This is a genomic window from Pseudomonas jessenii (genome assembly GCF_002236115.1).
Classification (GTDB): Bacteria; Pseudomonadota; Gammaproteobacteria; order Pseudomonadales; family Pseudomonadaceae; genus Aquipseudomonas; species Aquipseudomonas jessenii.
This window is the reverse complement of the sequence record NZ_NIWT01000010.1, coordinates 37,891-61,597: the sequence shown is the minus strand read 5'-3', so window position 1 is coordinate 61,597 and position 23,707 is coordinate 37,891. Positions and strand designations below refer to the sequence as shown.

The following is a 23,707-nucleotide window of genomic DNA, read 5'->3' as shown; positions in this document are numbered from 1 at the left end:
AATGAATCGGTCTCCCATGACGTGTTACACCCAGCGCGGCATGGCCCTATTGGTCAGCCTGGTGTTCTTGCTCTTGCTGACGTTGATTGGCCTTTCATCGATGCAAAGCGCCACCCTGCAGGAAAAAATGGCCGGTAGTGTCGCCTTGCGCAACCAGTCGTTTCAGCGTGCCGAAGCCGCATTGCGGGTGGGCGAGAGTACAGTGCAACGGGACAGTTATGCGCTACCTGTTTGTAGCGGCACCGTTCAATGTGCGCCACCGTCCGAGTCTTCGACTATTACCGCTGCCGGTTTCAACGCTTCTTCCGGAGTGACCTGGATTGCATCGGGCAACGGCTTTTATGGTGTGCAAAATATTGGTGACAGCCAAGATGCGGTGAATGTGCCAATCAAAACCCGGGCGATGTTGTATCGGGTAACGGCGGTCGGCATCGCGGGGCATTCGCGCAGTGTGGTGGAGAGCATCTATGCGAAGTACTGAGCGAGCTGTCAGGTTATGGCCACAACTGTTTGGTGCCGTCGTCGCGCTTAACCTGTCGGTGTCGGCGCACGCTGCCACATCAGCGGATTCGCCAGCGCTGAACCGGCCCACCTGTCTGGCCAATGGCAATTGGTACGGTTTTTACCATGGCAATCAGGGGTTGAAGGCCGTCTGCCTGAAGCTGCCCGAAGCGATCAGCGTTAAGATGCTCGACAGCAACGCCGATGGAGTGGTCGACAACAGCGACACGCTATCCGATGGCGTGATCTTTATCGGGGAGCATTCGACCCAGGACGCCAGCGACAATGGCGGGGCCGTGAACGATTCCACTGGCGACGGTACTGCGGGGATGGAAAAATCCGGCGGCAGCCGTCGCATCATGTGGCGACAAATACAGTGAGTGAGAATTGAGGCATGCGTAGTTCCAACCGCGGTTTTACCCTGATCGAAATCATGATCGTGATTGCGATCATCGGTATTGTCATGACCATTGCTGCCCCGAGTTTCACCGAATACCTGAACAAGGGCCGTCGCGCAGAAGTAGCCGGTCTGCTCTCGGAGCAGGCGCAGCTCCTGGAGCGCTTCTACTCGCAGAAAAATGCCTACACCGATGCGACGGGCCTCAGTGCCGGCAATGATTACTACAGCATCACACCGACCCTGACCGACCAGACCTTTCTGCTGACGGCGGTGCGCAAGGCTGACTCGAGCATGGCCTTTGACAAGTGCGGTGATCTGACCATCACCAACACCGGTGTGCTCGGTATGGTCAACGCGAAATCCGGCCTGACCAGCAAAGACTGCTGGGGGCGCTGAGTTTCTATTTCGGGTGCCCTTTGTACCCTCTGTCTATTCAACGATTGGATCAGAACATGACCAGGCAACAGCAAGTGGTGATTGTCGGCGGTGGGGTGATTGGTTTGCTGACGGCCTTCAATCTCGCCTCCGAAGTGCAAAGCGTTGTGCTGCTGGATCGCTCGAGTGTCGGCCAGGAATCGTCCTGGGCCGGCGGCGGCATCGTGTCGCCGCTTTACCCGTGGCGCTACAGCCCGGCGGTCACCGCGTTGGCTCACTGGTCCCAGGACTTTTATCCACAGCTGGGCGAGCGCTTGTTTGCCGCCACTGGCGTTGATCCTGAAGTGCACACCACCGGTCTGTACTGGCTGGATCTGGATGACGAGGCTGAAGCGCTGGCTTGGGCTGTCCGGGAAAATCGCCCGCTTAGCGCGGTGGATATTTCGGCAGCACACGACGCCGTGCCGGTGCTGGGCAGCGGTTTTTCCCGGGCGATCTACATGGCCGACGTCGCCAATGTGCGTAATCCGCGTCTGGTGAAGTCACTCAAGGCTGCATTGCTGGCGTTGCCGAACGTGACGATCCATGAGCAGTGCGAAGTCAGCGGGTTTGTTCGTGAGGGCAATAAAGTGGTCGGCGTGCAGACCTCCACAGGTACTGTTCCGGGCGATCAAGTCGTCCTGACGGCGGGGGCCTGGAGCGGTGATTTGCTCAAGCTTCTTGATCTGACGCTGCCGGTCGAGCCTGTGAAAGGGCAGATGATTCTCTACAAGTGTGCGGCGGATTTCCTGCCGAGCATGGTCCTGGCCAAGGGCCGCTATGCGATTCCCCGGCGCGACGGGCACATACTGATCGGCAGTACGCTGGAGCATGAAGGCTTTGACAAGACGCCGACCGGGTCGGCACTGGAAAGCCTGAAGGCGTCCGCGGTGGAATTGATCCCGGCGCTGGCCGATGCCGAAGTGGTGGGGCATTGGGCCGGATTGCGCCCGGGATCACCCGAGGGCATTCCCTACATCGGCCCGGTGCCGGGTTTTGATGGGCTCTGGCTCAACTGCGGACATTACCGAAACGGGCTGGTGCTGGCGCCAGCGTCATGCCAGCTGTTTGCCGATGTAATGCTGGGCCGTGCGCCGATTATCGATCCGGCGCCTTATGCGCCTGCCGGGCGGCTCTGACTGCTGGATCGCAGTCGTTTACCCGGTCGTTATCGCGAGCAAGTTCGCTCCTGCAATGGTTCTGAGGTGTTCGCAGTTGTTGTGTTCACCAATGACCCTGTGGGAGCGGCTTGCTCGCGATAAGGGCCTCAATCCAATCCAAATTTCTTGAGCCTATAGCGCATCGACCTGAATGACAGGTTCAACCGCTGAGCCGCCGCCGTGCGGTTCCAGCGGGTTTCCTCCAGGGCCTGGAGCAGTAGTTGGCGTTCGATGTTTTCCAGGTAGGCTTCCAGATTGTCGATCCGGGTCAGGTCCGGCACGCCACCCTCAGCCCCACAGTTGCCTTCAGCCAGGCGCAGGTCACCGGCTTCGATCTGTTTGTTCTCACACAAGGTGTGCGCCCGTTCGAGCATGTTTTCCAGTTCCCGCACATTGCCCGGGAAGCGATAGCTCTTCAGCGCATCGAGGGCTAGGGGGTGGAGTCTCGCCGCAGGTTGACCGGTATCGGCGGCCAGACGCTTGAGAATGTGGCTGGCTAGCATTTCGATGTCATCACGGCGCTCGCGCAAGGGCGGCACCCGGAGTTCGATCACGTTCAAACGGTAGTAAAGATCATGACGAAATCGTCCGGCGGCGACTTCGGTACCAAGGTCCTTGTGCGTGGCGCAGAGAATGCGCACATCCACCGCCACTTCCTGCTGCCCGCCAACGCAGCGTACGGATTTCTCCTGAATCGCGCGCAGCAATTTGACTTGCATGGACAGCGGCAGGTCGGCGACTTCGTCGAGCAGCAGGGTGCCGCCGTGAGCTGTCTGGAACAGGCCGGGTTTGTCTTCGATGGCGCCGCTGAAACTGCCTTTGCGATGGCCGAAAAACTCGCTCTCCAACAGTTCCGAGGGAATCGCCGCGCAGTTGATCGCAATGAACGGCTGATTGGCGCGAGGGCTTTGATCGTGGATCAGGCGCGCGACCAACTCCTTGCCGCTGCCGGACTCGCCGCTGATGTATACCGTCGCATGGCTGCCGGCCAGTTTGGTGATGTGTTTGCGCAGGTTGCGCATGGGCAATGAGTCGCCCAGCAAGCGACGATCGATGCCGACCCCGCGGGCAGGAACCAGCAGGGCGCTGGTGACCAGCTCACGCAGACGCGTAAGGTCCACCGGTTTGGTCAGGAAGTCGAATGCCCCGGCCTTGAGCACACTGATCGCGTTTTCGAGACTGTCATAGGCGGTGATCATCGCCACCTGGACCCGGGGGTGGCGTTGCTGGATGTGCTGCACCAGCTCCAGGCCGGTACCGTCCGGCAACTGCATGTCGGTCAGGCATAGATCGAAGGTTTCGCGTTTGAGCAGGGATTGCGCTTCGCCGACGTTGCGGGCGTTGAACGTCTCCAGCTTCATCCTTCCCAGGGTGATTTCCAGGAGTTCGCGAATGTCCGGTTCGTCATCGACAATCAAGACTTTTTGTCGTGGTCTGGTGTTCAACGTGGGTTCCGTCCGAGAGCAAAGGTCATGCAAACGCAGCCGCTTTCCTGGCGTGCCTTGAAGTCTAGGCGGGACAGAATGCTTTCGCCCGGCTGGCCGGACAGATAAAGCCCCAGGCCCTTGATATGGCGGGCTGGGGCTTCATTTTCGAGTATTTCCAGTGATTTCAGCTCGAGCCGTAGCGGCGACATTTGCTCGCGGCGCTGCAGGTGCAGGACGTTTTCGATTACCCGGTTCATTCGCAGAGAGAGGTCTTGAATAATCTGTGTCAGACGTCGATCTGCGCCTTTCAGTTCCTTGGGTACGCGCGATAGTCCTTAATCGGCCGCTAGGTGACGTGTCAGCGGCCGCTGGAATCCTTGTCTTGCTCGAGGTGAGCCTGGCTGCAATACCAACGTTGGTCGAGGCTCAGCGCGCGGTCGCGGGGCAGGTGGACGCCACAATGGGCGCAACGGACCATGGGCGCCGCGTCCCGCTCGGCAGGGGGCCTGGGGGTGGAAGCCTGACCCTTGAACTTGCGCCAGAACCACACTGCAGCGGCAATCAGGGCAATCCAGAACAATAAACGAAGCATGGTGAGCTGCTTTTTGATTGATGAAGCGGCAGTTTAGCCAAGGACCTGACAGGCGCACAGTGTAATAAAGCGCCGAAATAAAAAAGGGAGACTCGAAAGTCTCCCTTTTTGCACAACCCGGGGTGTCAGTCGAACACGCCGAAGGTCATGTAGCTGAACCACGAGCGGTCACTGTTGTTGCCTTCCGCTTCGTGATTTTCTTCTTCGATCGCGTCGCCATTGTCGTCTTTAGGCTTGAGCTCGCTCGGGATGGCGTCCTTGGCGTCCTGGAACTGCCTCTGTACGTCCTGGTTGGCGCGGGTTTCGCCTGGTGGCAGCGGCGGACGGGACTCGATCAGGCCCAGGGTCGCCTTGCTCAGCCATGAACGGTTGTCCGCTTCGGCGACGGTCGGTACGAACTGGCCGTCCACCAGCGTCGGGTGGTTCGGGTAGTTGAGCTTCAGGGTTTCCAGGCTGGTGGCAGCCAGTTCGTCCAGGTGCAGGCGCTGGTAGGCCTCGGTCATCACCGCCAGGCCGTCGCCGACCGAAGGGGTTTCCTGGAAGTTTTCCACCACGTAACGACCGCGGTTCGCGGCGGCGACATAGGCCTGACGGGTCAGGTAGTAGTCGGCCACGTGAATTTCGTAGGCCGCCAGCAGGTTGCGCAGATAGATCATGCGCTGCTTGGCATCCGGTGCGTAACGGCTGTTCGGGAAGCGGCTGGTCAGCTGGGCGAACTCGTTATAGGAGTCGCGGGCGGCGCCCGGGTCACGCTTGGTCATGTCCAGCGGCAGGAAACGCGCCAGCAGGCCGACGTCCTGGTCGAAAGAAGTCAGGCCTTTGAGGTAGTAGGCATAATCGACGTTCGGATGCTGTGGGTGCAGACGAATGAAGCGTTCCGCAGCGGACTTGGCCGCTTCTGGCTCGGTGTTCTTGTAGTTGGCGTAGATGAGTTCGAGTTGCGCCTGATCGGCATAGCGACCGAACGGATAACGCGATTCCAGAGCCTTCAGCTTGGCGATGGCACTGGTGTAGCTACTGTTGTCCAGGTCATTTTGAGCCTGTTGGTACAGCTCGACTTCACTGAGGTTTTCGTCTACGACTTCCTTCGATGAGCAAGCAGCGGTCAATGCGAGGATGGCGATCAGCAGCAGGTGTTTCACTTGCATGGCGGCTTGCGTCCCTATGACGGCCGCTGTCTTGGGCGTGGCCGTCCTGTTATGATGAGCGCCCCGTTGAATAGCCTCGGGGCAAAAGACGCCGTATTTAACCACAAGCGCGCAGCCGAAACCAAAGGCTGTGCCGACGCCTAGTCTGAGCATGTCCGATAAAATTGAACTTCGCGCAGAGGTGCCGTCCGAATTGGGCGGCCAACGCCTCGATCAAGTCGCCGCACAATTATTCGCTGAGCACTCGCGCTCGCGCCTTTCCGCCTGGATCAAAGACGGCCGCCTGACTGTGGATGGGGCGGTTATCCGCCCGCGAGACATCGTCCACGGCGGCGCCATCCTTGAGTTGACTGCCGAGCAGGAAGCTCAGGGCGAATGGGTCGCTCAAGACATAGCCCTGGATATCGTCTATGAAGACGACGACATCCTGGTGATCAACAAGCCTGCGGGCCTGGTGGTGCACCCGGCTGCCGGTCATGCCGACGGCACCTTGCTCAATGCCTTGCTGCACCACGTGCCGGACATCATCAATGTGCCCCGCGCCGGTATCGTGCATCGCCTGGACAAGGACACCACCGGTCTGATGGTGGTGGCCAAGACCATTCAAGCGCAGACGCAACTGGTTACACAGTTGCAGAGCCGCAGCGTCAGCCGGATCTACGAGTGCATCGTGATCGGTGTGGTGACAGCCGGTGGCAAGATCAACGCGCCGATCGGTCGTCACGGCCAGCAACGCCAGCGCATGGCCGTGATGGAGGGTGGCAAGCAAGCCGTCAGCCATTACCGCGTGCTCGAACGCTTCCGCTCCCACACCCATGTGCGGGTGAAGCTGGAAACCGGTCGTACGCACCAGATTCGCGTGCACATGGCGCACATCAACTATCCGTTGGTCGGAGATCCTGCCTATGGCGGTCGTTTCCGTATTCCGCCGGCCGCCAACCCAACCATGGTCGAGTCGCTGAAAAACTTCCCGCGTCAGGCGCTGCATGCGCGTTTCCTGGAACTGGATCATCCGACCACCGGTCAGCGCATGAGCTGGGAATCGCCATTGCCGGAAGATTTCGTCTGGTTGCTGACCCTGCTCAAGCAAGACCGTGAGGCGTTCATCGGATGAGTGACTGGCTGATTCCTGACTGGCCCGCGCCGGCCGGGGTGAAAGCCTGTGTGACCACCCGTGCGGGCGGCGTCAGTGTGGCGCCGTTCGACAGCCTCAATCTCGGCGATCACGTCGACGACAGCCCTGAAGCTGTTGCCGAGAATCGCCGTCGTCTGACCGATCATTTCTCCATTCAACCGGCCTGGCTGCAGCAGGTCCACGGGATTGTCGTGGCCCATGCCAATCCAGGCCGGGTGGACACTGCCGATGCCAGTTGGACATCAACGCCGGGCGTCGCCTGCGCGGCGATGACCGCCGATTGCCTGCCTGCGCTGTTTTGCGACCGTGCCGGTACTCGCGTCGCGGCAGCTCATGCCGGTTGGCGCGGGTTGGCGGCGGGTGTGCTGGAAGCTACGCTCGACAGTCTGGCGGTACCGCCTGCCGAGGTATTGGTGTGGCTCGGTCCGGCCATTGGTCCACAAGCGTTTGAAGTTGGCTCCGAAGTGCGCGAAACCTTCGTGCAGCAACTGCCTCAAGCCGCAGAAGCCTTCGTGCCAAGTCAAAACCCCGGCAAGTTCATGGCTGACATCTATATGCTGGCGCGTTTGCGTCTGGCGGCTCGCGGTGTAACGGCTGTCTATGGTGGCGGTTTCTGCACCGTGACCGATCCTCGCTTCTTTTCTTACCGCCGTGCGCCCCGCACTGGCCGATTCGCCTCCCTGATCTGGCTGTAGCGCCCTGTCTCACGAATACTGTTCCTCTTTGACGGCGTCTGTTGCCGTCATGCTGCGTTGCCGCTCCTCGCCATAGCGGGCTATGACTCGTCGCGGCGCCTTGCCTGACGACAACAGCCACTCGCCAAAGAGGAACGTATTCGTAAGGCAGGGCGCGACCGCTAGACTTGCCTGACCTGCATCAACGTCCCGACGCTTGAAACTCCCAGAATCGACCACATCTATTGTGGTATCTGGCAGGTTTCTTCATTCAGGATGTTTTATAGGTCCGGCCTGCTCAAAAGGAAGGTGACCCATGCGTATAGACCGTTTAACCAGCAAATTGCAGTTAGCGTTGTCCGATGCCCAATCCCTGGCAGTCGGCCTCGATCATCCGGCCATCGAGCCGGCGCACTTGATGCAAGCCTTGCTCGAACAGCAGGGCGGTTCGATCAAGCCCCTGTTGATGCAGGTGGGCTTCGACGTCAACAGCCTGCGTAAAGAGCTGACCAAAGAGCTCGACCAGCTACCGAAAATCCAGAACCCGACCGGCGACGTGAACATGTCGCAGGATCTGGCGCGCCTGCTCAACCAGGCCGACCGTCTGGCCCAGCAGAAGGGGGACCAGTTCATCTCCAGCGAGCTGGTGCTGCTCGCCGCCATGGACGAGAACAGCAAGCTCGGCAAGCTGTTGCTCGGCCAGGGCGTGAGCAAGAAAGCCCTGGAAAATGCGATCAACAACCTGCGTGGCGGCGAAGCGGTAAACGACGCCAACCACGAAGAGTCGCGTCAGGCGCTGGATAAATACACCGTCGACCTGACCAAGCGCGCCGAAGACGGCAAGCTCGACCCGGTGATCGGCCGTGACGATGAAATTCGCCGGACCATCCAGGTGCTGCAACGTCGTACCAAGAACAACCCGGTGCTGATCGGTGAGCCTGGCGTGGGTAAAACCGCCATCGCCGAAGGCCTGGCCCAGCGCATCATCAATGGCGAAGTGCCGGATGGCCTCAAGGGCAAGCGCTTGTTGTCCCTGGACATGGGGGCGCTGATCGCCGGTGCCAAGTATCGCGGTGAGTTCGAAGAACGCCTGAAATCCCTGCTCAATGAGCTGTCGAAGCAGGAAGGGCAGATCATCCTGTTCATCGACGAACTGCACACCATGGTCGGCGCCGGCAAGGGCGAAGGCTCGATGGATGCGGGCAACATGCTCAAGCCGGCCCTGGCCCGCGGTGAGCTGCACTGTGTGGGCGCCACCACGCTCAACGAGTACCGCCAATACATTGAGAAGGACGCCGCTCTCGAGCGACGTTTCCAGAAAGTGCTGGTGGATGAGCCGAGCGAAGAAGACACCATCGCCATCCTGCGTGGTCTCAAGGAGCGTTATGAGGTTCACCACAAGGTGGCGATTACCGACGGTGCGATCATTGCCGCGGCCAAGCTCAGCCATCGCTACATCACTGACCGGCAGTTGCCGGACAAGGCCATCGACCTGATCGATGAAGCCGCCAGCCGCATCCGCATGGAGATCGACTCCAAGCCGGAAGTGCTGGATCGTCTGGAGCGTCGCCTGATTCAGTTGAAGGTGGAATCCCAGGCGCTGAAGAAAGAAAGCGACGACGCGGCGAAGAAGCGTCTGGAAAAATTGCAGGAAGAAATCGCACGTCTAGAGCGTGAGTACTCGGATCTCGAAGAAATCTGGAACTCGGAAAAAGCCGAAGTCCAGGGTTCTGCGCAGATCCAACAGAAAATCGAGCAGTCCCGTCAGGAGCTGGAAACGGCCCGCCGCAAAGGCGACCTGAACCGCATGGCGGAGTTGCAGTACGGGGTGATCCCGGACCTGGAACGCAGCCTGCAAATGGTCGACCAGCATGGCAAACCCGAAAACCAGCTGCTGCGCAGCAAGGTGACTGAGGAAGAGATCGCCGAAGTCGTTTCGAAGTGGACCGGTATTCCAGTGTCGAAAATGCTCGAAGGCGAGCGCGAAAAACTGATGAAGATGGAAAGCCTGTTGCACCAGCGTGTGATCGGCCAGGACGAAGCGGTCGTTGCGGTTTCCAATGCGGTGCGGCGTTCCCGCGCCGGGTTGTCCGACCCGAACCGGCCAAGCGGCTCGTTCATGTTCCTCGGCCCGACCGGTGTCGGTAAAACCGAGCTGTGCAAGGCCCTGGCCGAATTCCTCTTTGATACTGAAGAGGCGATGGTGCGGATCGACATGTCCGAGTTCATGGAGAAACATTCCGTGGCTCGCTTGATCGGTGCGCCACCAGGCTATGTGGGCTACGAAGAGGGCGGTTACCTGACCGAGGCCGTTCGTCGCAAGCCGTATTCGGTGATCCTCATGGACGAAGTCGAGAAGGCGCACCCGGATGTGTTCAACATCTTGCTGCAAGTGCTCGAGGATGGTCGTCTGACCGACAGCCATGGCCGCACGGTGGACTTCAAGAATACCGTGATTGTCATGACCTCCAACCTGGGGTCGGTACAGATCCAGGAACTGGTCGGTGACCGTGAGGCGCAGCGCGCGGCGGTGATGGATGCGATTTCCAGCCACTTCCGGCCGGAGTTCATCAACCGGGTCGACGAAGTGGTGATCTTCGAGCCGTTGGCGCGGGATCAGATCGCCGGCATTACCGAGATCCAGCTGGGCCGTCTGCGCAGCCGCCTGACCGAGCGTGAGCTGAAGCTTGAACTCAGCCCTGAAGCCATGGACAAGCTGATCGCGGTCGGTTACGACCCGGTATATGGCGCACGGCCGCTCAAGCGCGCTATCCAGCGCTGGATCGAGAACCCGCTGGCGCAGCTGATCCTGTCTGGTCGATTCATGCCGGGCGATACCGCTCATGGCGTGGTGGAAAACGACGAAATCGTCTTCGTCTGATCCAGATCGGCAACAAAATTGAAAAGGCCTCGCATTGCGAGGCCTTTTTTTCGTTAGGCTGTTGAACTCAAAGGAAAAGGCTTGTAAAGTGCGCCCCGCAGTAAGTCACCCGCCAGGGTTTCCGCTCCCCAAGCAGGAATCCAAAATAAGTTGCAAATCATTAACTTGAAAGCAATTTAGGGGGTTGACAGAGGTGCTGAAGATTGTAGAATAGCGCGCCTCAGACACACGAACGCAGCGATGCGAACGGGTTGAAGAGAACGCAGTAAAGCTTCAAAGTTGTAAATTGAAATGTGTAGTTCCGTGATAGCTCAGTCGGTAGAGCAAATGACTGTTAATCATTGGGTCCCAGGTTCGAGTCCTGGTCACGGAGCCAATTTCAAACCGGGGTATAGCGCAGTCCGGTAGCGCGCCTGCTTTGGGAGCAGGATGTCAGGAGTTCGAATCCCCTTACCCCGACCATTTTTGGGTCGTTAGCTCAGTTGGTAGAGCAGTTGGCTTTTAACCAATTGGTCGTAGGTTCGAATCCCACACGACCCACCATTTTTGAAACCAGTTAGCGCTGGAATCGAATCTTAAGATCAGAGGCCAAAAGCGCTGATCGAAGAAGGCGCCTTTCAAAGGTGCCTTTTTTTTACCGGGGTATAGCGCAGTCCGGTAGCGCGCCTGCTTTGGGAGCAGGATGTCAGGAGTTCGAATCCCCTTACCCCGACCATATTAAAAATCCTCGTATCGAAAGATACGGGGATTTTTTTTGTCCGCAGGAAACTCAAGAACGCCGCAAAATCAGTGTGGGAACGAGCTTGCTCGCGATGACGGCCTGACATTCAACACATGTACTGAATGCCAGACCGCTATCGCGAGCAAGCTCGCTCCCACAGTGGTTGAGGTGTTAGTGCAACTTGAGGCGCGGCTCGGTGCCGCGACCGATCTTGCTGCCCAGCATCAGCATCGCTGTGCGGAACGGCCCGTACAGCGCCATCTGGTGCATGCGGTACAGCGACACGTAGAACATCCGCGCCAGCCAGCCTTCGAGCATCACGCTGCCGGTGAGGTTGCCCATCAAGTTACCCACAGCCGAAAAACGCGACAGCGAGATCAGCGAGCCGTAGTCGGTGTACTTGTACTCCGGCAACGCCTTGCCTTCGATGCGCAGTTTCAACGATTTGGCCAGTAGCGAAGCCTGTTGGTGAGCGGCCTGGGCGCGTGGCGGCACATTGCGGTCGCTACCCGGTTGCGGGCAGGCGGCGCAATCACCGAACGCGAAGATGTTTTCGTCACGGGTGGTTTGCAGGGTCGGCAGCACTTGCAGCTGATTGATGCGGTTGGTTTCCAGGCCATCGATGTCCTTGAGGAAACCCGGTGCGCGAATCCCTGCGGCCCAGACTTTCAGGCTGGCCTTGATTTCGTTGCCGTCGGCGGTGATCAGGCTGTCGGCCGTCACTTCGCTGACAGCGGCATTGGTCATGACATTGACCCCGAGTTTCTCCAGGGTTTTATGCACAGGCCCACCAATGCGCTCCGGCAGCGCCGGCAGCACCCGTGGACCGGCTTCGATCAGGGTGATGTGCATGTTTTCCGGTTTGATCCGGTCCAGACCATAGGCTGCCAATTCGTGGGCGGCGTTGTGCAGTTCTGCGGCCAGTTCGACCCCGGTGGCACCGGCGCCGACGATGGCCACGCTGATTTGCTCGATCGTGTCGGTCTGACCGGCGTGCGCGCGCAAATAGTGATTGAGTAGTTGCTGGTGGAAACGCTCGGCCTGTTTGCGGGTGTCGAGGAACAGGCAGTGTTGCGCCGCTCCCTGGGTGCCGAAATCGTTGGTGGTACTGCCGACGGAGATCACCAGCGAGTCGTAAGGCACTTCGCGGGCCGGCACCAGCTCCAGACCGGCTTCGTCGTAGGTGGCGGCCAGCTGGATTTTTTTCTTCGCGCGATCGAGCCCGCTCATACGCCCCAGCTGGAACTCGAAGTGGTTCCATTTGGCCTGGGCGACATAGTTGAGTTCGTCTTCGGAAGAGTTCAGGGAACCGGCCGCCACTTCGTGCAACAACGGTTTCCAGATGTGGGTCAGGTTCGCGTCGACCAGCATCACGCTGGCCGTACCGCGCTTGCCCAGAGTCTTACCCAGACGGGTAGCCAACTCCAGACCGCCGGCGCCGCCGCCGACAATGACAATACGATGGGACATGGGGATAACTCGCAAGGCTAAAGGAAATCGGTGCAATTACCCGAGCGAGCGCAAGGCAGCTCATAGCGTCAGGTAACTGATAAGTCGGCTCAACAGGCCCAGACCAATGGTCACTGCCAATACCAGTACAAGGAGCATCCACGGCCGGAAAGGCCGGCGCTCGACTTGGTGCTGGGACAACTGCAGGTACTCTTCGACATGCTTTTGGTCGTCGGGGTTCAGGCGGCTGGTCATATCGGGCCTCGTCAGGAGTAGACGTTGCTGAATGTGTAGAAGCTACAGTGTTTTTACCCAGGGTTGAACGCAGCATAGCCGCTGTCCGCAATGGGTTCGACGCTAACGATGTCGTCCAGGCGAATGATGCCGCTTTGTAACACCCGGGCAGTGATTCCGCCATGTCCGCGCACGGCCTGAAAGGTGCCGATGCCCAGGTTGCTTTCCAGGCGCGCGCAGGGCTGGCACCAGCCGGTGGTCTCGAACGTTGCCTGGCCGATCCGGAAGCGGCGGCCCTTGAGGCTGAACAGGTTGATGCCACTGATAACGAGATTGCGCCGAAGATCTTCAGGCCGGACCGGATGATCCTGTGCTCGCCCCATCAGTGAACTGATCACCGCCAGGTGCTCCCACTGAATCAGCGTTACCTGCCGCGCATTGCGCACGCCGGGGCGGGCGTGGTCGCCGGTCAGGCCGGCCTCCAGGCGTGCTTCCACGGCATCGAGTGCAAGCATCGCCGAACGTGATTGCGGGCGCACGCCGATCCAGCGTACACGGCCTTGTTGCGGCACCTCGGCGATCAGCTCCTGCAGCGGGCTCACAGACTGATCCCGACGTCGAACACAATGCTGCGCCCCAGGTTGCTGCGCAAGAAGTCCGGCGCATCCGGGTGAGCGAACAGCACGCGGGCGAATGTCGGCCCAACCAATGACAGTGAGCGCCAGCCCTGGCGCAGGTATTCGGTCGGCGGCGGGAAATGGCTGTTGAGGTCCAGCACTTCGCGTTTGAGGCTGGCGAAGGCAATGATGTCCAATTCACCCAGATCCATGCCGCGCTCTTTGTAGTTGTGCGCTTTTTTGCGCAAGGTCGGCGCCAATCGCAGCAAGAACTCGTTGGCGGGGATGCGTCGTGGCTTGGCCTCGCGGCGCACCAGTTGGCTCAGGGAAAACGCGCTGCGTCGGCGTTGCAATTCGTCGCGCCATTCATCGTTGAGGCGCCGGCCCTCGTCGAGCACGAAGAACACCTCGAAACTGGCATCGCGAAACAACACATCCGGCGGCTCCCCGGCGGGGGCGAACTCATCGGCGCGATAGGGAATGTTCAAGCCTTGCAGCAGGCGCTGGCAGACCCAACGCTCACGCTCCCACTTGCGGGCATTGGACAGGAACGCGTTGGCTTGCTCGGCCGCGATGGTCAGCAGGCGTAAGTAATCTGAGTCATCCATAGGCCCAAGCTTAGCGTTCAAATGTGATCGCAAAGAAGACAATTTGTCGGAGAGGGTCAATGCCTCCCGCTCCCATGCCCGTTTCAGGGCTCTGCACAAAATGGATAGTGATCTGCGCGCACTGGATATTGCCACGTATCGGGCGGCTCTACCCTCGGCTGTACGGACGTAAGCCGTGTTACCGCCGCTCTAAAAAAACAACAACAAGAGATATATGCCATGCGCAAGATCGACGTACATGAGGTTATCGACAACGCTCGTTTCAACCGCTTTCACTGGATGGTGCTGTTCTGGTGTGCCCTGATCATCATCTTCGACGGTTACGATCTGGTGATCTACGGCGTGGTCTTGCCGATGCTGATGAAAGAGTGGGGGCTCAGTCCTCTGCAAGCCGGTGCACTGGGCAGTTATGCACTGTTCGGCATGATGTTCGGTGCGCTGTTCTTCGGTCCGCTGTCGGACAGGATCGGTCGCAAAAAAGCCATCACGATCTGCGTGATGCTCTTCAGTGGCTTCACCGTACTCAATGGTTTCGCCCGAAACCCCACCGAGTTCGGCCTCTGTCGCTTCATTGCCGGGCTCGGCATTGGCGGCGTGATGCCTAACGTCGTGGCACTGATGAACGAGTACGCGCCGAAAAAAATCCGCAGCACTCTGGTCGCGATCATGTTCAGCGGTTACTCGGTGGGCGGCATGCTGTCCGCCGGACTGGGCATTGTGCTGATCCCGAGTTTCGGCTGGCAGTCGGTGTTTTACGTGGCGGTCCTGCCGTTGCTGTTGTTGCCGCTGATCATGTATTTCCTGCCCGAATCGGTGGGCTTCATGTTGCGTCAGGGGCGTAATGAAGAGGCGCGCAATATTCTTCAGCGCATCGATCCGGCCTACGTCGCGCAAACCTCTGATCAATTGCACATGACCGAAGTGAAAGGCACGGGCACCCCGGTGTTGCAGTTGTTCCGTGAAGGCCGTGCGCTGCGCACGCTGATGCTGTGGCTGGCGTTTTTCTGCTGCCTGTTGATGGTGTACGCGCTGAGTTCCTGGCTGCCGAAACTGATGGCCAACGCCGGTTACAGCCTGGGTTCGAGCCTGTCGTTCCTGCTGGTGTTGAACTTCGGGGCGATCTTCGGCGCGGTCGGTGGCGGGGTGCTGGGCGACAAACTCAATCTGCCGAGAGTGCTGGCGGTGTTTTTCGCCATGGCGGCGGTGTCGATCACGCTGTTGGGCTTCAACAGCCCGATGCCGGTGTTGTACTTGCTGATCGCCATTGCGGGTGCCACCACCATTGGCTCGCAGATTCTTTTGTACGCCTGTGCCGCGCAGTTTTACTCCATGACGATTCGGTCTACCGGTCTGGGCTGGGCGTCGGGCATTGGGCGCAACGGGGCCATCGTCGGTCCGCTGCTGGGTGGTGCCTTGCTCGGGATCAGCTTGCCCCTGCAACTGAACTTCATGGCGTTTGCCTTGCCCGGTGCGGTGGCGACCCTGGCCATGACCGTGTTCGCCATCAGCAGCCGACGCAGCGCCGCTGGCGTCAACCCAGCGTTGTCAGCGACCGGTGCCTGAATCATGAAAGCGTTTTTCCAGGACTTCTCGTTGTCAGCCGCCGTGGCTGGATTCATTGCCACGGTAATTTCCTACGCCGGCCCGTTGGTGATCATCTTTCAGGCGGCAGAAGCGGCACATCTTTCGCGGGAAGTGTTGTCGTCCTGGATCTGGGCGATCTCCATCGGCAGCGCCGTGCTCGGCATCGGTTTGAGCCTGCGCTACCGCGTTCCGGTGATCATCGCCTGGTCGGCGCCGGGCTCGGCGTTGCTGGTGACGCTGTTGCCGGACATCTCCATGGCAGAGGCGGTGGGGGCGTATCTGGTCAGCAGCCTGATCATTTTCGTGGTTGGCATCTCAGGCGCGTTCGACCGGATCATCAGCAAGCTGCCCGCCGCCATCGCGGCGGCGATGCTGGCGGGGATCCTGTTCAGTTTCGGCACTGGCTTGTTCGTGTCGATGCAGCGCAAGCCGTTGCTGGTCCTGGCGATGTTTGCCTGCTACCTGATCTGCAAGCGTGTGATGCCGCGTTATGCGGTGATGATGGTGCTGCTGATGGGCTGTTCGATTGCCGCGTTCACCGGTGATTTACATCGTGAAGCGCTGGTGATCGGCCTGGCCACGCCGGTGTGGATCACGCCCGAGTTCAGTCTGGGCGCGATCCTGAACATTGCCTTGCCGCTGGTGATGGTGGCGCTGACCGGTCAGTTCGTGCCCGGCATGGCGGTGCTGCGCGCCAGTGGCTATCCGACGCCAGCGAGCCCGATCATCGCCAGTAGCGCGCTGGGCACCGCATTGCTGGCGCCGTTTGGTTGCCATGGGCTGAATCTGGCGGCGATCACCGCGGCGATCTGCACCGGTCGCGAAGCTCACGAAGATCCTCGCAAACGCTACGTGGCCGGGGTCGTCGGCGGCCTGTGCTACCTGCTGCTGGGGATCTTCGGCGCCACACTGGTCTCGCTGTTTTCAGCGTTCCCCAAAGAGTTGATCGCGGCGCTGGCCGGGCTGGCCTTGTTCGCTGCCATTGCCGGAGCGTTGACCGGCGCGATGGCGGTACCGAGCGATCGCGAAGCCGCGCTGGTGACCTTCCTGGTCACGGCTTCGGGCATGTCGTTGTTCGGTTTGTCCGCGGCGTTTTGGGGGCTGATTTTCGGCATGGTCACCCATGTGCTGTTGAGCGCCCGTCGTCCCGTTCCCCTACGCAAATCCACTGCAACTGAAGTTCTTCAACCAGTCGATCAAAAACAATAAGAGAAAAACGATGAAACAGATTCTCCCAACAACCGGTTCTGCGTTGTCCCTGGCTGTCGTCTCGGGTTTTTCCACAGGGGCGATGGCAGCTGAAACCGGCTTTATCGAAGACACCAGCGCGACGTTGCAGGCGCGCAATTACTACTTCAGCCGCGACTATTCCGACATCGTCGGCGCCAACCAGCAATCGAAGGCTGAAGAGTGGGCCCAGGGTTTCATCCTCAATGTGAAGTCCGGATACACCCAGGGCACCGTCGGGTTTGGGGTGGACGTTATCGGCTTGCTCGGTCTCAAGCTCGACAGCGCTCCGGACCGGACCAATACCGGTTTGTTGCCGGTGCAGGACGACGGCCGCGCGGCAGACAACTACAGCCGTCTGGAAGGCGCGTTGAAGATGCGCTACTCCAAAACCGAGCTGAAAGTCGGTGAGTTGCAACCCAACCTGCCGGTGTTGGCATTCAGCGATATTCGCCTGCTGCCACCCAGTTATCAGGGCGCAAGCATCACCTCCAACGAGATCAATGGCCTGACGCTGCAGGGTGGTCACTTGAGTTCAACCAGCCTGCGCAACGAGGCTGGCGACGAAAAGATGCAGGCGATGCTGGGTCACGTGCCGCAGCGTCAGGTCAGCAGTGACGGTTTCAATTTTGCCGGCGCTGATTATGCGTTCAATGACAAGCGCAGCTTGGTCAGCGCCTGGTACGGGCAACTGGAAGATATCTACAACCAGCGTTTTCTGGGCTTAAAGCACAGTGAGCCAGTGGGCAACTGGATCCTCGGCGCCAACCTCGGTTACTACGATTCGCGCGAAGACGGCAAAAAACTGCTGGGCAATATCGACAACCAGGCGTTCTTCTCGTTGCTGTCGGCCAAGCGTGGCGGCCATACGTTTTACGTCGGCTATCAGGGCATGTTCGGCGACAGCGCATTTCCACGGGTATTTGCCAACATCTCGCCGCTGGGCAACGAAGTGCCGACCTATGAGTTCGCCTTCACCGATGAACGTTCCTGGCAGGCGCGCTACGACTACGACTTCGCAGCGCTAGGCGTACCGGGGCTGACCAGTACCGTGCGCTACATCAGCGGCAACAATGTCGATACCGGCAAGGGCTATGAGGGCAAGGATCGCGAACGTGACCTGGACATCGGCTATGTGTTGCAGAGCGGCAGCCTCAAAGGTTTGGGCATTCGCGTGCGCAATGCGATGGCGCGTTCAAACTACCGCAGTGATATCGACGAGAACCGCTTGATCCTCAGCTACACGTGGACCTTGCTGTGAGCCCGGTGATCACAGGTTGCTGGTGCAATCACCCATGACGTTGTAGGTCACACGGTGGGTCTGGCCTTGATGATCGACATACTCCATGGTCGCCGGTACAACCCCGCACGCGGTCGCGGTGTCGGACACTGAAACCACCTTGGCGATGTCCAGTGGCTGCGCCGGGTTGTAAAGGACTGCGAGGGGCTCGTTGTCAGCGGCCATGGCCGAGGTGGCGATGACGGTCAGCAACAAGCTGATCAACGTTTTCATGTTGGCGTGCTCCGTGTCGGTTTTGATGTCTGAATTTTAGTCTTTGCCACCGACGGATAAAGAGGCGAACGGCGGATGCAGCCTTACATAAAACGTAACAGTCATCGCCCGAGGGGGGCTTATGGATGTGCTTAACAACTTGCGCGTATTCATCCGGGTGGTGGACTGCGCCAGTTTCACCGGGGCTGCCGATGCGCTGGATCTGTCGACCGCGCAGGTATCCCGATTGGTGGCGGATCTGGAGGAACATGTACAGGCGCGGCTGCTGCAACGCACCACGCGGCGCTTGAGCCTGACCGACGCCGGCGAACGCTTCCTGCTGCGCAGCCGGCAAATCGTCGAAGCCATGGATGAGGCGACGGCCGAGGCCCGTGGCGCTCATATCAATCCGGCCGGACGCCTGCGGGTGCACAGCATGAACGGCCTGGGTGTGCTGCTCACGCCGTTGATCGCCCGCTACAGCGAGCTCTATCCCGATGTGGTGTTCGAGCTGACCTTGTCGCAGCGTAATCCCGATCCGCTGGAGGAGGGGCACGATGTGGTGATTTCGATCGCTCCGGAACTTGCCGATTCGCAAATGGTTGCGCAAGCCATCGGGCAGATCTACAGCGTGCCCTGTGCCTCCCCGGCCTATCTGCGACGCCGGGGTGTGCCGCAGCAGCCGCTGGCGCTGAGCGATCATCAATGCCTGCGCATGCTCGACCCGCTGTACGGCGATCAATGGCTTTTCCAGGACCAGGACGGCGAGCACGCCGTCAGCCCGGCCAAGACCTTTCAGTGCAATGTTGCCGAGTCGATGGTCAAGGCCTCGGAGGCGGGCATGGGCATCAGCCTGCTGCCGTTCTACACCGCGACGGGGCCCTTGAGCGACGGTACTTTGCTGCGTGTGTTACCTGCATGGCGCCTGCGCGAACGCCATGTGTATGCGCTGTATCCTTCGCGGCGTTTTCTCGATGCCAAGGTGCGCACCTGGGTGGACTTTCTCAAGTCTGAACTGCCGAAGCTGTTCGCCGAACATGACGCGGTGATGAACGATCCGCGGCATTGGGCTTGAAGTCGAAGGGCATGCGGGCGGCAGTGTAGACTGAGTGCCTGTTGTTCTTCGCCTGGGAGGCGCACGTAGCCATGATCGGTGCAGAGTTGCTGTCATCGCAAACCCTTGCGGTCGGCTGGCTGATCTATGTGCCGGTGTTGATCTGGGCGATCTGTCGCGCGCCGTGGGTTGAACTGTTCACCGACAGCCGTCGTCAGCATCTGCTGTTTGGAACGGTGTTTGCGCTGTTTCTGTTGTGGCTGGTGCGGCGCGACTTTGATACCGGCGTGTCTTACCACTTCATCGGCATGACCGCAGTGACGCTACTGCTGGACTGGCCGCTGGCGCTGGTAGGTGGCCTGGTGGCGCAAACGGGGCTGGTGTTGCTCGGCCGACAGGACCTGGCGGCGGTCGGGGTCAACGGCGCGCTGTTGATTGCGTTGCCGGTGCTGGTCACCGAGTGCTGCGCCATTCTGGTGGAGAGGGCGCAGCCACGAAATCCCTTCGTGTATATCTTCGTTTCCGGATTTTTTGCCGCAGCGCTGTCGGCGTTGCTGTGTCTGCTGCTGGCGCTTTGGTTGTTATGGTTCGACGAGCGTTTTGCCATGCCGTACTGGCTGGAAGATTTTGTCGGATATCTATGGCTGATCATTTTTCCCGAAGCGTTTATCAACGGCATGATCGTCAGTGCGCTGGTCGTGTTTTGTCCGGAGTGGCTTGAGACGTTCAACCGCACGCGCTACCTCTCGGCTCCCTGGAAGGACGACGATCCCAAGTCCTGATCTGCATCAAAACCTGGAATCGCCCACTCGATGGATCAATGGCGCGGGTCGAAGTCACCGCTGAACATCTCGTCCTCGGCATCGGGAGCCACTGGAATCTTGTGTTCTTCGGACGCCCAGGCACCCAGGTCGATCAGTTTGCAGCGGTCGGAACAGAATGGCCGGAATTTGCTCTCGGCGGTCCATTCCACGGGGGCGCCACAGGTTGGGCATTCGACGGTTGTTGGTTGGCTCATGACTGGCCTCCACGCAAAGAAAGGTAAAAATGATGCAGGCGTTCGACCTCGCTGTGCAGCCAGGCAAGGTCGCGGTCGTTGACCACGACGTCGTCGGCATGGCTCACGCGATCCTGGCGACTGGACTGGGCCTTGAGGATCGCCTGGACCTGCTGCTCGCTGGTCTGGTCACGTTGCAGGGTACGTTCGATCTGCAATTGTTCGGGGGCATCGATCACCAGCACCCGTTGGGTCATGGCGTATTGCCCGGACTCGATCAGCAGCGGCGAAACCAGAATCGCATAAGGCGATTTTGCCAGCGCCAGGTGGTGAGCGATTTCTTCGCCGATCAGCGGATGCAGGAGGGCCTCCAGCCAGCGGCGTTCCTCTGGCACTTCGAAGATCAATTTGCGTAGCGCGGCGCGGTCCAGTTGCCCGTCGGCCTGCAACACGCCGGGGCCGAAGTGTTCGGCGATTTGTGCCAGTGCCGGGCGGCCGGGTTCAACGACCCAGCGAGCGGCATGATCGGCGTCGACCACATGCACGCCCAGATCGATGAAGTGTTGGGCGGCCGCACTTTTGCCGCTACCGATGCCACCGGTCAGGCCGAGAATCCAGGGTTTTTCCACAGGGCTATTCATTTCAAACCGACAAACTGCCAATAGAGGTCGGTTATTTGACCACCCCAGAGCAACGCAATCCAGCCGGCAATGGCCAGATAGGGACCGAAAGGGATCGGCGTCGAGGTTTTTGCATTGCGCCAGCGCAGCAGCATCAGCCCGATAATGGCCCCCACCAGCGAGGACAGCAGGATGGTCAGCGGCAAAATCTGCCAGCCACCCCAGGCGCCCAGCATCGCCAGCAACTTGAAATCACCGTAGCCCATGCCGTCCTTGCCCGTGATCAGCTTGAACAGCCAGAACACCGACCACAGCAGGCTGTAGCCGGCTATCGCCCCCCAAAGCGCCTCGTGCAACGACACGAACAGGCCGAAACTGTTGACGATCAACCCCAGCCATATCAACGGCAGCACCAGCACGTCCGGCAATATCTGATGTTCGGCGTCGATCAGGCTCATCGCCAGCAAACCCCAGCTCAGGACCAGCATCAGGCAGGCGGGCCAGCCGAAGCCGAAGTGCCAGGCAACAAACGCCGACAACAGGCCGCAGGCCAGTTCGGTCAACGGATAGCGCGGGCTGATCGCTGCCGCACAGGCTGAACAGCGGCCGCGTAAAAACACATAACTGAGCAGCGGGATGTTTTCCCAGGCGCGGATGCGGTGACCGCAGTGCGGGCACTGGGAGTGGGGCAGCAACAGGTTGTAGGTCGGCAGCGGCGTTTCGCCTGGCAGCCCGAGAATGTCATGGGCCTGCTCACGCCAGTCGCGTTCGAGCATTTTCGGCAGGCGCCAGATCACGACATTGAGGAAACTGCCGACCAGCAGGCCGGTGATGCCTGCGAGAAGGACAAAGGCCAGCGCGGAGTGAATCAGAATGTCATTCAAGGGCATGTCAGATCGCTGAGCCAAGTTGGAAGATGGGCAGGTACATGGCAACTACCAGTCCACCGACGATAACACCCAGCACCACCATGATGAACGGCTCCATCAGGCTGGTGAGGTTATCGACCATGTTATCGACGTTGTCTTCGTAGAACCCCGCGACTTTGTCGAGCATAGCGTCCAGGGTGCCGGACTCTTCGCCGATTGCAGTCATTTGTATCGCCATGTTCGGAAAGACGCCGCAGGTGCGCATGGCGAAATGCAATTGCATGCCGGTCGAGATGTCCTGCCGGATGCGCAATACCGCGCGCTTGAACACGCTATTGCCGGTCGCACCGGCCACTGATTCCAGAGCCTCCACCAGCGGCACGCCGGCAGCGAAAGTGGTCGACAAAGTACGGGCGAACCGGGCCACGGCGGACTTGTGCATCAGGGTGCCCACCAGCGGCAGTTTCAGCAGCCAGGTGTCCATCCGGTCACGCAAGGCCGGGGATGTCCTGAGGGCGTGGCGTACGCCGAAGGTCATCGTGATCAGCGCGCCAAGGACCACCCACCACCAGGCCTGCATGAATTGCGACAGGCCGATGACCATCACGGTGAAGGCCGGCAGTTCGGCGCCAAAGCCTTTGAACACCGATTCGAACTGCGGCACGACATTGACCAGCAGGATCCCGGTGACAATCGCTGCGACGAACACCACCACCAGCGGGTAGGTCATGGCTTTCCTGATCCTGGCCTTGAGGCTTTCGCTTTTTTCCTTGTAGGTCGCGACCCGCTCCAATAGGGTGTCGAGGGCACCGGCCTGCTCGCCGGCATCCACCAGGTTGCAATACAGCTCATCGAAATACCGGGGCTTCTTGCGCAGGGCGGCGGCGAAACTGCTGCCTGCCGCAACTTCCTGTTTCAGTTCGTCCACCAGCTTGCGCATGGCCGGATTGTCGAAGCCCTCGCCGATGATGTCGAAGGACTGCAACAACGGCACGCCGGCCTTCATCATCGTCGCCATTTGCCGGGTGAACAGGGCAATGTCCTGGGCCTTGATACGCTTGCCCATGCTGAAAACCGAATGGTTTTTTTTGCGAACCTTGCCCGGACTGATGCCTTGCTTGCGCAGTTTCGCCTTGATCAGCGCCGGGTTTTGAGCGCTGAGTTCGCCGGTCACTTTTGTGCCTTTGCGGTCGATGCCTTCCCACGCATACACGCTGATTTTCGCTGCCTTGACCGCCATGTTCAGTCCTGGGTATTCCGATTGAATTGCTCTTATAGCCTAGTCAAAGGATGGGGCCAAACCCGCAAGGGTGATGTGACAAAAAACGTCAGATAGTACTGATCTTGGTAGTAAGTAAGGGCTTTGCGAACACCACGCCCCCGGCCAACAGGGGCTTCTGGCCTTGGCACAGGCTGTGCTGCCATGGGGCAGGTCATGAGCCTTCGACTCATGCATGGAGCTTGTACATGAACTATCAGAAAGGTTTTACCCTGATCGAGTTGCTCGTCGTGGTAGCGATCATCGGGATCTTGGCAACACTGGGCCTGCCGATGTATTCCAAGTACCAGGCGCGGGCCAAGGTCACGGCGGCGATGGCCGAGCTGACTGCAATGAAGGTGCCGTTCGAGGATGTGATCAGTCAGGGGGAAACGCCGACAATTGCCAACGTGGCACCCGCTGGCAAGACATCGACCAACCATTGCGCCCTGTCTGTGACGGCTACAACGCCGGGGGCGGGATCAATCGTTTGTACGTTGCACAATGCCCCGGGGGTGGTCCAGGGCAAAACCGTCACCCTGACACGGGACGAAGCCAAAGGCTGGTCCTGCAAGAGCAGCGTTACCGAGGACTACTTGCCTAAAGGGTGTTCCGGTTCTGCGGCATGAATTGCTGAATCAAGTC

At 59.7% G+C, this 23,707-nt stretch carries 25 protein-coding genes, 4 tRNA genes and 1 pseudogene; 17 read left to right on the top strand and 13 right to left on the bottom strand.

Annotated elements, in window-relative coordinates:
* Window position 1: 1 nt before the first annotated feature.
* The 4 genes from PSJE_RS28755 to thiO are packed head-to-tail and all read left to right on the top strand — an operon-like array spanning window position 2 to window position 2,454.
* Complete coding sequence (locus PSJE_RS28755; protein WP_090451477.1) at window positions 2–481, top strand: pilus assembly PilX family protein; 480 nt, start codon at window positions 2–4, stop codon at window positions 479–481.
* On the top strand, window positions 468–881 hold the full coding sequence (locus tag PSJE_RS28750) for a hypothetical protein (protein ID WP_090451475.1): 414 nt from the start codon (window positions 468–470) through the stop codon (window positions 879–881). Before PSJE_RS28755 ends, PSJE_RS28750 begins: the two co-directional genes overlap by 14 nt.
* 14 nt (window positions 882–895) lie before the next feature.
* Entirely contained in the window at window positions 896–1,297 is a 402-nt protein-coding gene (locus PSJE_RS28745) for a type IV pilin protein (RefSeq protein WP_090451473.1), read from the top strand.
* Between the two features lie 56 nt (window positions 1,298–1,353).
* The gene (gene thiO, locus PSJE_RS28740; protein ID WP_090451471.1) at window positions 1,354–2,454 is read left to right on the top strand and encodes a glycine oxidase ThiO; all 1,101 of its coding nucleotides are present in this window, start codon (window positions 1,354–1,356) and stop codon (window positions 2,452–2,454) included.
* Window positions 2,455–2,582: 128 nt separating this feature from the next.
* Here the strand turns inward: thiO and PSJE_RS28735 are convergent, their stop codons facing one another.
* The 4 genes and pseudogenes from PSJE_RS28735 to PSJE_RS28720 all read right to left on the bottom strand — a co-directional run bounded on the left by PSJE_RS28735 (window position 2,583) and on the right by PSJE_RS28720 (window position 5,642).
* The gene (locus PSJE_RS28735) at window positions 2,583–3,920 is read right to left on the bottom strand and encodes a sigma-54-dependent transcriptional regulator (RefSeq protein WP_090451469.1); all 1,338 of its coding nucleotides are present in this window, start codon (window positions 3,918–3,920) and stop codon (window positions 2,583–2,585) included.
* Window positions 3,917–4,219 (bottom strand): annotated as a pseudogene (locus tag PSJE_RS31985) (hypothetical protein); the annotation flags it as partial. The pseudogene PSJE_RS31985 and the gene PSJE_RS28735, both read right to left, overlap by 4 nt.
* 41 nt (window positions 4,220–4,260) lie before the next feature.
* On the bottom strand, window positions 4,261–4,494 hold the full coding sequence (locus PSJE_RS28725; RefSeq protein ID WP_057713250.1) for a PP0621 family protein: 234 nt from the start codon (window positions 4,492–4,494) through the stop codon (window positions 4,261–4,263).
* A 125-nt stretch (window positions 4,495–4,619) separates the two neighbouring features.
* Entirely contained in the window at window positions 4,620–5,642 is a 1,023-nt protein-coding gene (locus PSJE_RS28720; RefSeq protein WP_057713251.1) for an outer membrane protein assembly factor BamD, read from the bottom strand.
* 151 nt (window positions 5,643–5,793) lie between these two features.
* Here PSJE_RS28720 and rluD point away from each other — a divergent pair, with 151 nt between their 5' ends.
* The 7 genes from rluD (at window position 5,794) to PSJE_RS28680 (ending at window position 11,047) form a co-directional block, all read left to right on the top strand.
* On the top strand, window positions 5,794–6,756 hold the full coding sequence (gene rluD, locus PSJE_RS28715; protein WP_008052092.1) for a 23S rRNA pseudouridine(1911/1915/1917) synthase RluD: 963 nt from the start codon (window positions 5,794–5,796) through the stop codon (window positions 6,754–6,756).
* Complete coding sequence (gene pgeF / locus PSJE_RS28710; RefSeq protein ID WP_057713252.1) at window positions 6,753–7,472, top strand: peptidoglycan editing factor PgeF; 720 nt, start codon at window positions 6,753–6,755, stop codon at window positions 7,470–7,472. The genes rluD and pgeF overlap by 4 nt, the downstream gene beginning before the upstream one ends.
* A gap of 295 nt (window positions 7,473–7,767) precedes the next feature.
* Window positions 7,768–10,332 (top strand): ATP-dependent chaperone ClpB, encoded by a 2,565-nt coding sequence (gene clpB, locus PSJE_RS28700; RefSeq protein ID WP_057713253.1) that lies wholly within the window; start codon window positions 7,768–7,770, stop codon window positions 10,330–10,332.
* A 300-nt stretch (window positions 10,333–10,632) separates the two neighbouring features.
* A tRNA-Asn gene (locus PSJE_RS28695) sits at window positions 10,633–10,708 on the top strand.
* A gap of 9 nt (window positions 10,709–10,717) precedes the next feature.
* Window positions 10,718–10,794: transfer RNA gene (locus PSJE_RS28690), tRNA-Pro, on the top strand.
* A gap of 5 nt (window positions 10,795–10,799) precedes the next feature.
* Window positions 10,800–10,875: transfer RNA gene (locus PSJE_RS28685), tRNA-Lys, on the top strand.
* Between the two features lie 95 nt (window positions 10,876–10,970).
* Window positions 10,971–11,047 (top strand) — tRNA-Pro (locus PSJE_RS28680).
* Between the two features lie 177 nt (window positions 11,048–11,224).
* Here the strand turns inward: PSJE_RS28680 and PSJE_RS28675 are convergent.
* The 4 genes from PSJE_RS28675 to PSJE_RS28660 are packed head-to-tail and all read right to left on the bottom strand — an operon-like array spanning window position 11,225 to window position 13,961.
* Window positions 11,225–12,523, bottom strand: coding sequence for an NAD(P)/FAD-dependent oxidoreductase (locus tag PSJE_RS28675; protein ID WP_090451465.1), 1,299 nt, complete (start codon window positions 12,521–12,523; stop codon window positions 11,225–11,227).
* Between the two features lie 60 nt (window positions 12,524–12,583).
* Complete coding sequence (locus PSJE_RS28670) at window positions 12,584–12,757, bottom strand: DUF3094 domain-containing protein (protein ID WP_007970531.1); 174 nt, start codon at window positions 12,755–12,757, stop codon at window positions 12,584–12,586.
* 53 nt (window positions 12,758–12,810) lie between these two features.
* Complete coding sequence (locus tag PSJE_RS28665; RefSeq protein WP_090451463.1) at window positions 12,811–13,338, bottom strand: MOSC domain-containing protein; 528 nt, start codon at window positions 13,336–13,338, stop codon at window positions 12,811–12,813.
* Window positions 13,335–13,961 (bottom strand): DUF1780 domain-containing protein, encoded by a 627-nt coding sequence (locus PSJE_RS28660; protein ID WP_007970534.1) that lies wholly within the window; start codon window positions 13,959–13,961, stop codon window positions 13,335–13,337. Before PSJE_RS28660 ends, PSJE_RS28665 begins: the two co-directional genes overlap by 4 nt.
* A gap of 219 nt (window positions 13,962–14,180) precedes the next feature.
* On the opposite strand from PSJE_RS28660, the gene PSJE_RS28655 reads away from it, so the two are divergent.
* Genes PSJE_RS28655 through PSJE_RS28645 form a run of 3 tightly spaced genes read left to right on the top strand, consistent with a single transcriptional unit; the run spans window position 14,181 to window position 18,033 of the window.
* A complete protein-coding gene (locus PSJE_RS28655; protein ID WP_090451461.1) occupies window positions 14,181–15,524 on the top strand; it encodes an aromatic acid/H+ symport family MFS transporter in 1,344 nt (447 codons plus the stop codon).
* A gap of 3 nt (window positions 15,525–15,527) precedes the next feature.
* Entirely contained in the window at window positions 15,528–16,754 is a 1,227-nt protein-coding gene (locus PSJE_RS28650) for a benzoate/H(+) symporter BenE family transporter (protein ID WP_090451459.1), read from the top strand.
* 10 nt (window positions 16,755–16,764) lie between these two features.
* On the top strand, window positions 16,765–18,033 hold the full coding sequence (locus tag PSJE_RS28645) for an OprD family porin (RefSeq protein ID WP_090451457.1): 1,269 nt from the start codon (window positions 16,765–16,767) through the stop codon (window positions 18,031–18,033).
* A gap of 9 nt (window positions 18,034–18,042) precedes the next feature.
* Here PSJE_RS28645 and PSJE_RS28640 read toward each other — a convergent pair whose 3' ends face one another.
* A complete protein-coding gene (locus PSJE_RS28640; protein ID WP_057713259.1) occupies window positions 18,043–18,285 on the bottom strand; it encodes a DUF2790 domain-containing protein in 243 nt (80 codons plus the stop codon).
* 121 nt (window positions 18,286–18,406) lie between these two features.
* Between PSJE_RS28640 and PSJE_RS28635 the strand changes: the two genes are divergently transcribed.
* Window positions 18,407–19,339, top strand: a complete 933-nt coding sequence (locus tag PSJE_RS28635) for a LysR family transcriptional regulator (protein WP_090451455.1) — start codon at window positions 18,407–18,409, stop codon at window positions 19,337–19,339.
* A 71-nt stretch (window positions 19,340–19,410) separates the two neighbouring features.
* The gene (locus PSJE_RS28630) at window positions 19,411–20,100 is read left to right on the top strand and encodes an energy-coupling factor ABC transporter permease (protein WP_007990394.1); all 690 of its coding nucleotides are present in this window, start codon (window positions 19,411–19,413) and stop codon (window positions 20,098–20,100) included.
* Window positions 20,101–20,135: 35 nt separating this feature from the next.
* Here the strand turns inward: PSJE_RS28630 and yacG are convergent, their stop codons facing one another.
* From yacG to PSJE_RS28610, 4 genes are read right to left on the bottom strand one after another with little or no spacing between them, the layout of a single operon-like run.
* Window positions 20,136–20,336 (bottom strand): DNA gyrase inhibitor YacG, encoded by a 201-nt coding sequence (gene yacG, locus PSJE_RS28625; RefSeq protein WP_007970539.1) that lies wholly within the window; start codon window positions 20,334–20,336, stop codon window positions 20,136–20,138.
* On the bottom strand, window positions 20,333–20,956 hold the full coding sequence (gene coaE / locus PSJE_RS28620; RefSeq protein ID WP_046041800.1) for a dephospho-CoA kinase: 624 nt from the start codon (window positions 20,954–20,956) through the stop codon (window positions 20,333–20,335). The genes yacG and coaE overlap by 4 nt, the downstream gene beginning before the upstream one ends.
* Entirely contained in the window at window positions 20,953–21,825 is an 873-nt protein-coding gene (locus PSJE_RS28615) for a prepilin peptidase (protein WP_090451454.1), read from the bottom strand. Before PSJE_RS28615 ends, coaE begins: the two co-directional genes overlap by 4 nt.
* Before the next feature lies 1 nt (window position 21,826).
* Window positions 21,827–23,044, bottom strand: a complete 1,218-nt coding sequence (locus tag PSJE_RS28610) for a type II secretion system F family protein (RefSeq protein ID WP_090451452.1) — start codon at window positions 23,042–23,044, stop codon at window positions 21,827–21,829.
* 227 nt (window positions 23,045–23,271) lie between these two features.
* On the opposite strand from PSJE_RS28610, the gene PSJE_RS28605 reads away from it, so the two are divergent.
* Window positions 23,272–23,691: a pilin gene (locus PSJE_RS28605; protein ID WP_057713264.1), complete on the top strand. Its 420-nt coding sequence runs from the start codon at window positions 23,272–23,274 to the stop codon at window positions 23,689–23,691.
* Window positions 23,692–23,707 lie beyond the last annotated feature (16 nt).

What these genes read in the sequence shown, in the direction of transcription:
- PSJE_RS28755 (WP_090451477.1), top strand. Translation starts at nt 2, where the DNA reads ATGAATCGGTCTCCCATGACGTGTTACACCCAGCGCGGCATGGCCCTA.
- PSJE_RS28750 (WP_090451475.1), top strand. Translation starts at nt 468, where the DNA reads ATGCGAAGTACTGAGCGAGCTGTCAGGTTATGGCCACAACTGTTTGGT.
- PSJE_RS28745 (WP_090451473.1), top strand. Translation starts at nt 896, where the DNA reads ATGCGTAGTTCCAACCGCGGTTTTACCCTGATCGAAATCATGATCGTG.
- thiO (WP_090451471.1), top strand. Translation starts at nt 1,354, where the DNA reads ATGACCAGGCAACAGCAAGTGGTGATTGTCGGCGGTGGGGTGATTGGT.
- PSJE_RS28725 (WP_057713250.1), bottom strand. Translation starts at nt 4,494, where the DNA reads ATGCTTCGTTTATTGTTCTGGATTGCCCTGATTGCCGCTGCAGTGTGG.
- PSJE_RS28720 (WP_057713251.1), bottom strand. Translation starts at nt 5,642, where the DNA reads ATGCAAGTGAAACACCTGCTGCTGATCGCCATCCTCGCATTGACCGCT.
- rluD (WP_008052092.1), top strand. Translation starts at nt 5,794, where the DNA reads ATGTCCGATAAAATTGAACTTCGCGCAGAGGTGCCGTCCGAATTGGGC.
- pgeF (WP_057713252.1), top strand. Translation starts at nt 6,753, where the DNA reads ATGAGTGACTGGCTGATTCCTGACTGGCCCGCGCCGGCCGGGGTGAAA.
- clpB (WP_057713253.1), top strand. Translation starts at nt 7,768, where the DNA reads ATGCGTATAGACCGTTTAACCAGCAAATTGCAGTTAGCGTTGTCCGAT.
- PSJE_RS28675 (WP_090451465.1), bottom strand. Translation starts at nt 12,523, where the DNA reads ATGTCCCATCGTATTGTCATTGTCGGCGGCGGCGCCGGCGGTCTGGAG.
- PSJE_RS28670 (WP_007970531.1), bottom strand. Translation starts at nt 12,757, where the DNA reads ATGACCAGCCGCCTGAACCCCGACGACCAAAAGCATGTCGAAGAGTAC.
- PSJE_RS28660 (WP_007970534.1), bottom strand. Translation starts at nt 13,961, where the DNA reads ATGGATGACTCAGATTACTTACGCCTGCTGACCATCGCGGCCGAGCAA.
- PSJE_RS28655 (WP_090451461.1), top strand. Translation starts at nt 14,181, where the DNA reads ATGCGCAAGATCGACGTACATGAGGTTATCGACAACGCTCGTTTCAAC.
- PSJE_RS28650 (WP_090451459.1), top strand. Translation starts at nt 15,528, where the DNA reads ATGAAAGCGTTTTTCCAGGACTTCTCGTTGTCAGCCGCCGTGGCTGGA.
- PSJE_RS28645 (WP_090451457.1), top strand. Translation starts at nt 16,765, where the DNA reads ATGAAACAGATTCTCCCAACAACCGGTTCTGCGTTGTCCCTGGCTGTC.
- PSJE_RS28640 (WP_057713259.1), bottom strand. Translation starts at nt 18,285, where the DNA reads ATGAAAACGTTGATCAGCTTGTTGCTGACCGTCATCGCCACCTCGGCC.
- PSJE_RS28635 (WP_090451455.1), top strand. Translation starts at nt 18,407, where the DNA reads ATGGATGTGCTTAACAACTTGCGCGTATTCATCCGGGTGGTGGACTGC.
- PSJE_RS28630 (WP_007990394.1), top strand. Translation starts at nt 19,411, where the DNA reads ATGATCGGTGCAGAGTTGCTGTCATCGCAAACCCTTGCGGTCGGCTGG.
- yacG (WP_007970539.1), bottom strand. Translation starts at nt 20,336, where the DNA reads ATGAGCCAACCAACAACCGTCGAATGCCCAACCTGTGGCGCCCCCGTG.
- coaE (WP_046041800.1), bottom strand. Translation starts at nt 20,956, where the DNA reads ATGAATAGCCCTGTGGAAAAACCCTGGATTCTCGGCCTGACCGGTGGC.
- PSJE_RS28615 (WP_090451454.1), bottom strand. Translation starts at nt 21,825, where the DNA reads ATGCCCTTGAATGACATTCTGATTCACTCCGCGCTGGCCTTTGTCCTT.
- PSJE_RS28610 (WP_090451452.1), bottom strand. Translation starts at nt 23,044, where the DNA reads ATGGCGGTCAAGGCAGCGAAAATCAGCGTGTATGCGTGGGAAGGCATC.
- PSJE_RS28605 (WP_057713264.1), top strand. Translation starts at nt 23,272, where the DNA reads ATGAACTATCAGAAAGGTTTTACCCTGATCGAGTTGCTCGTCGTGGTA.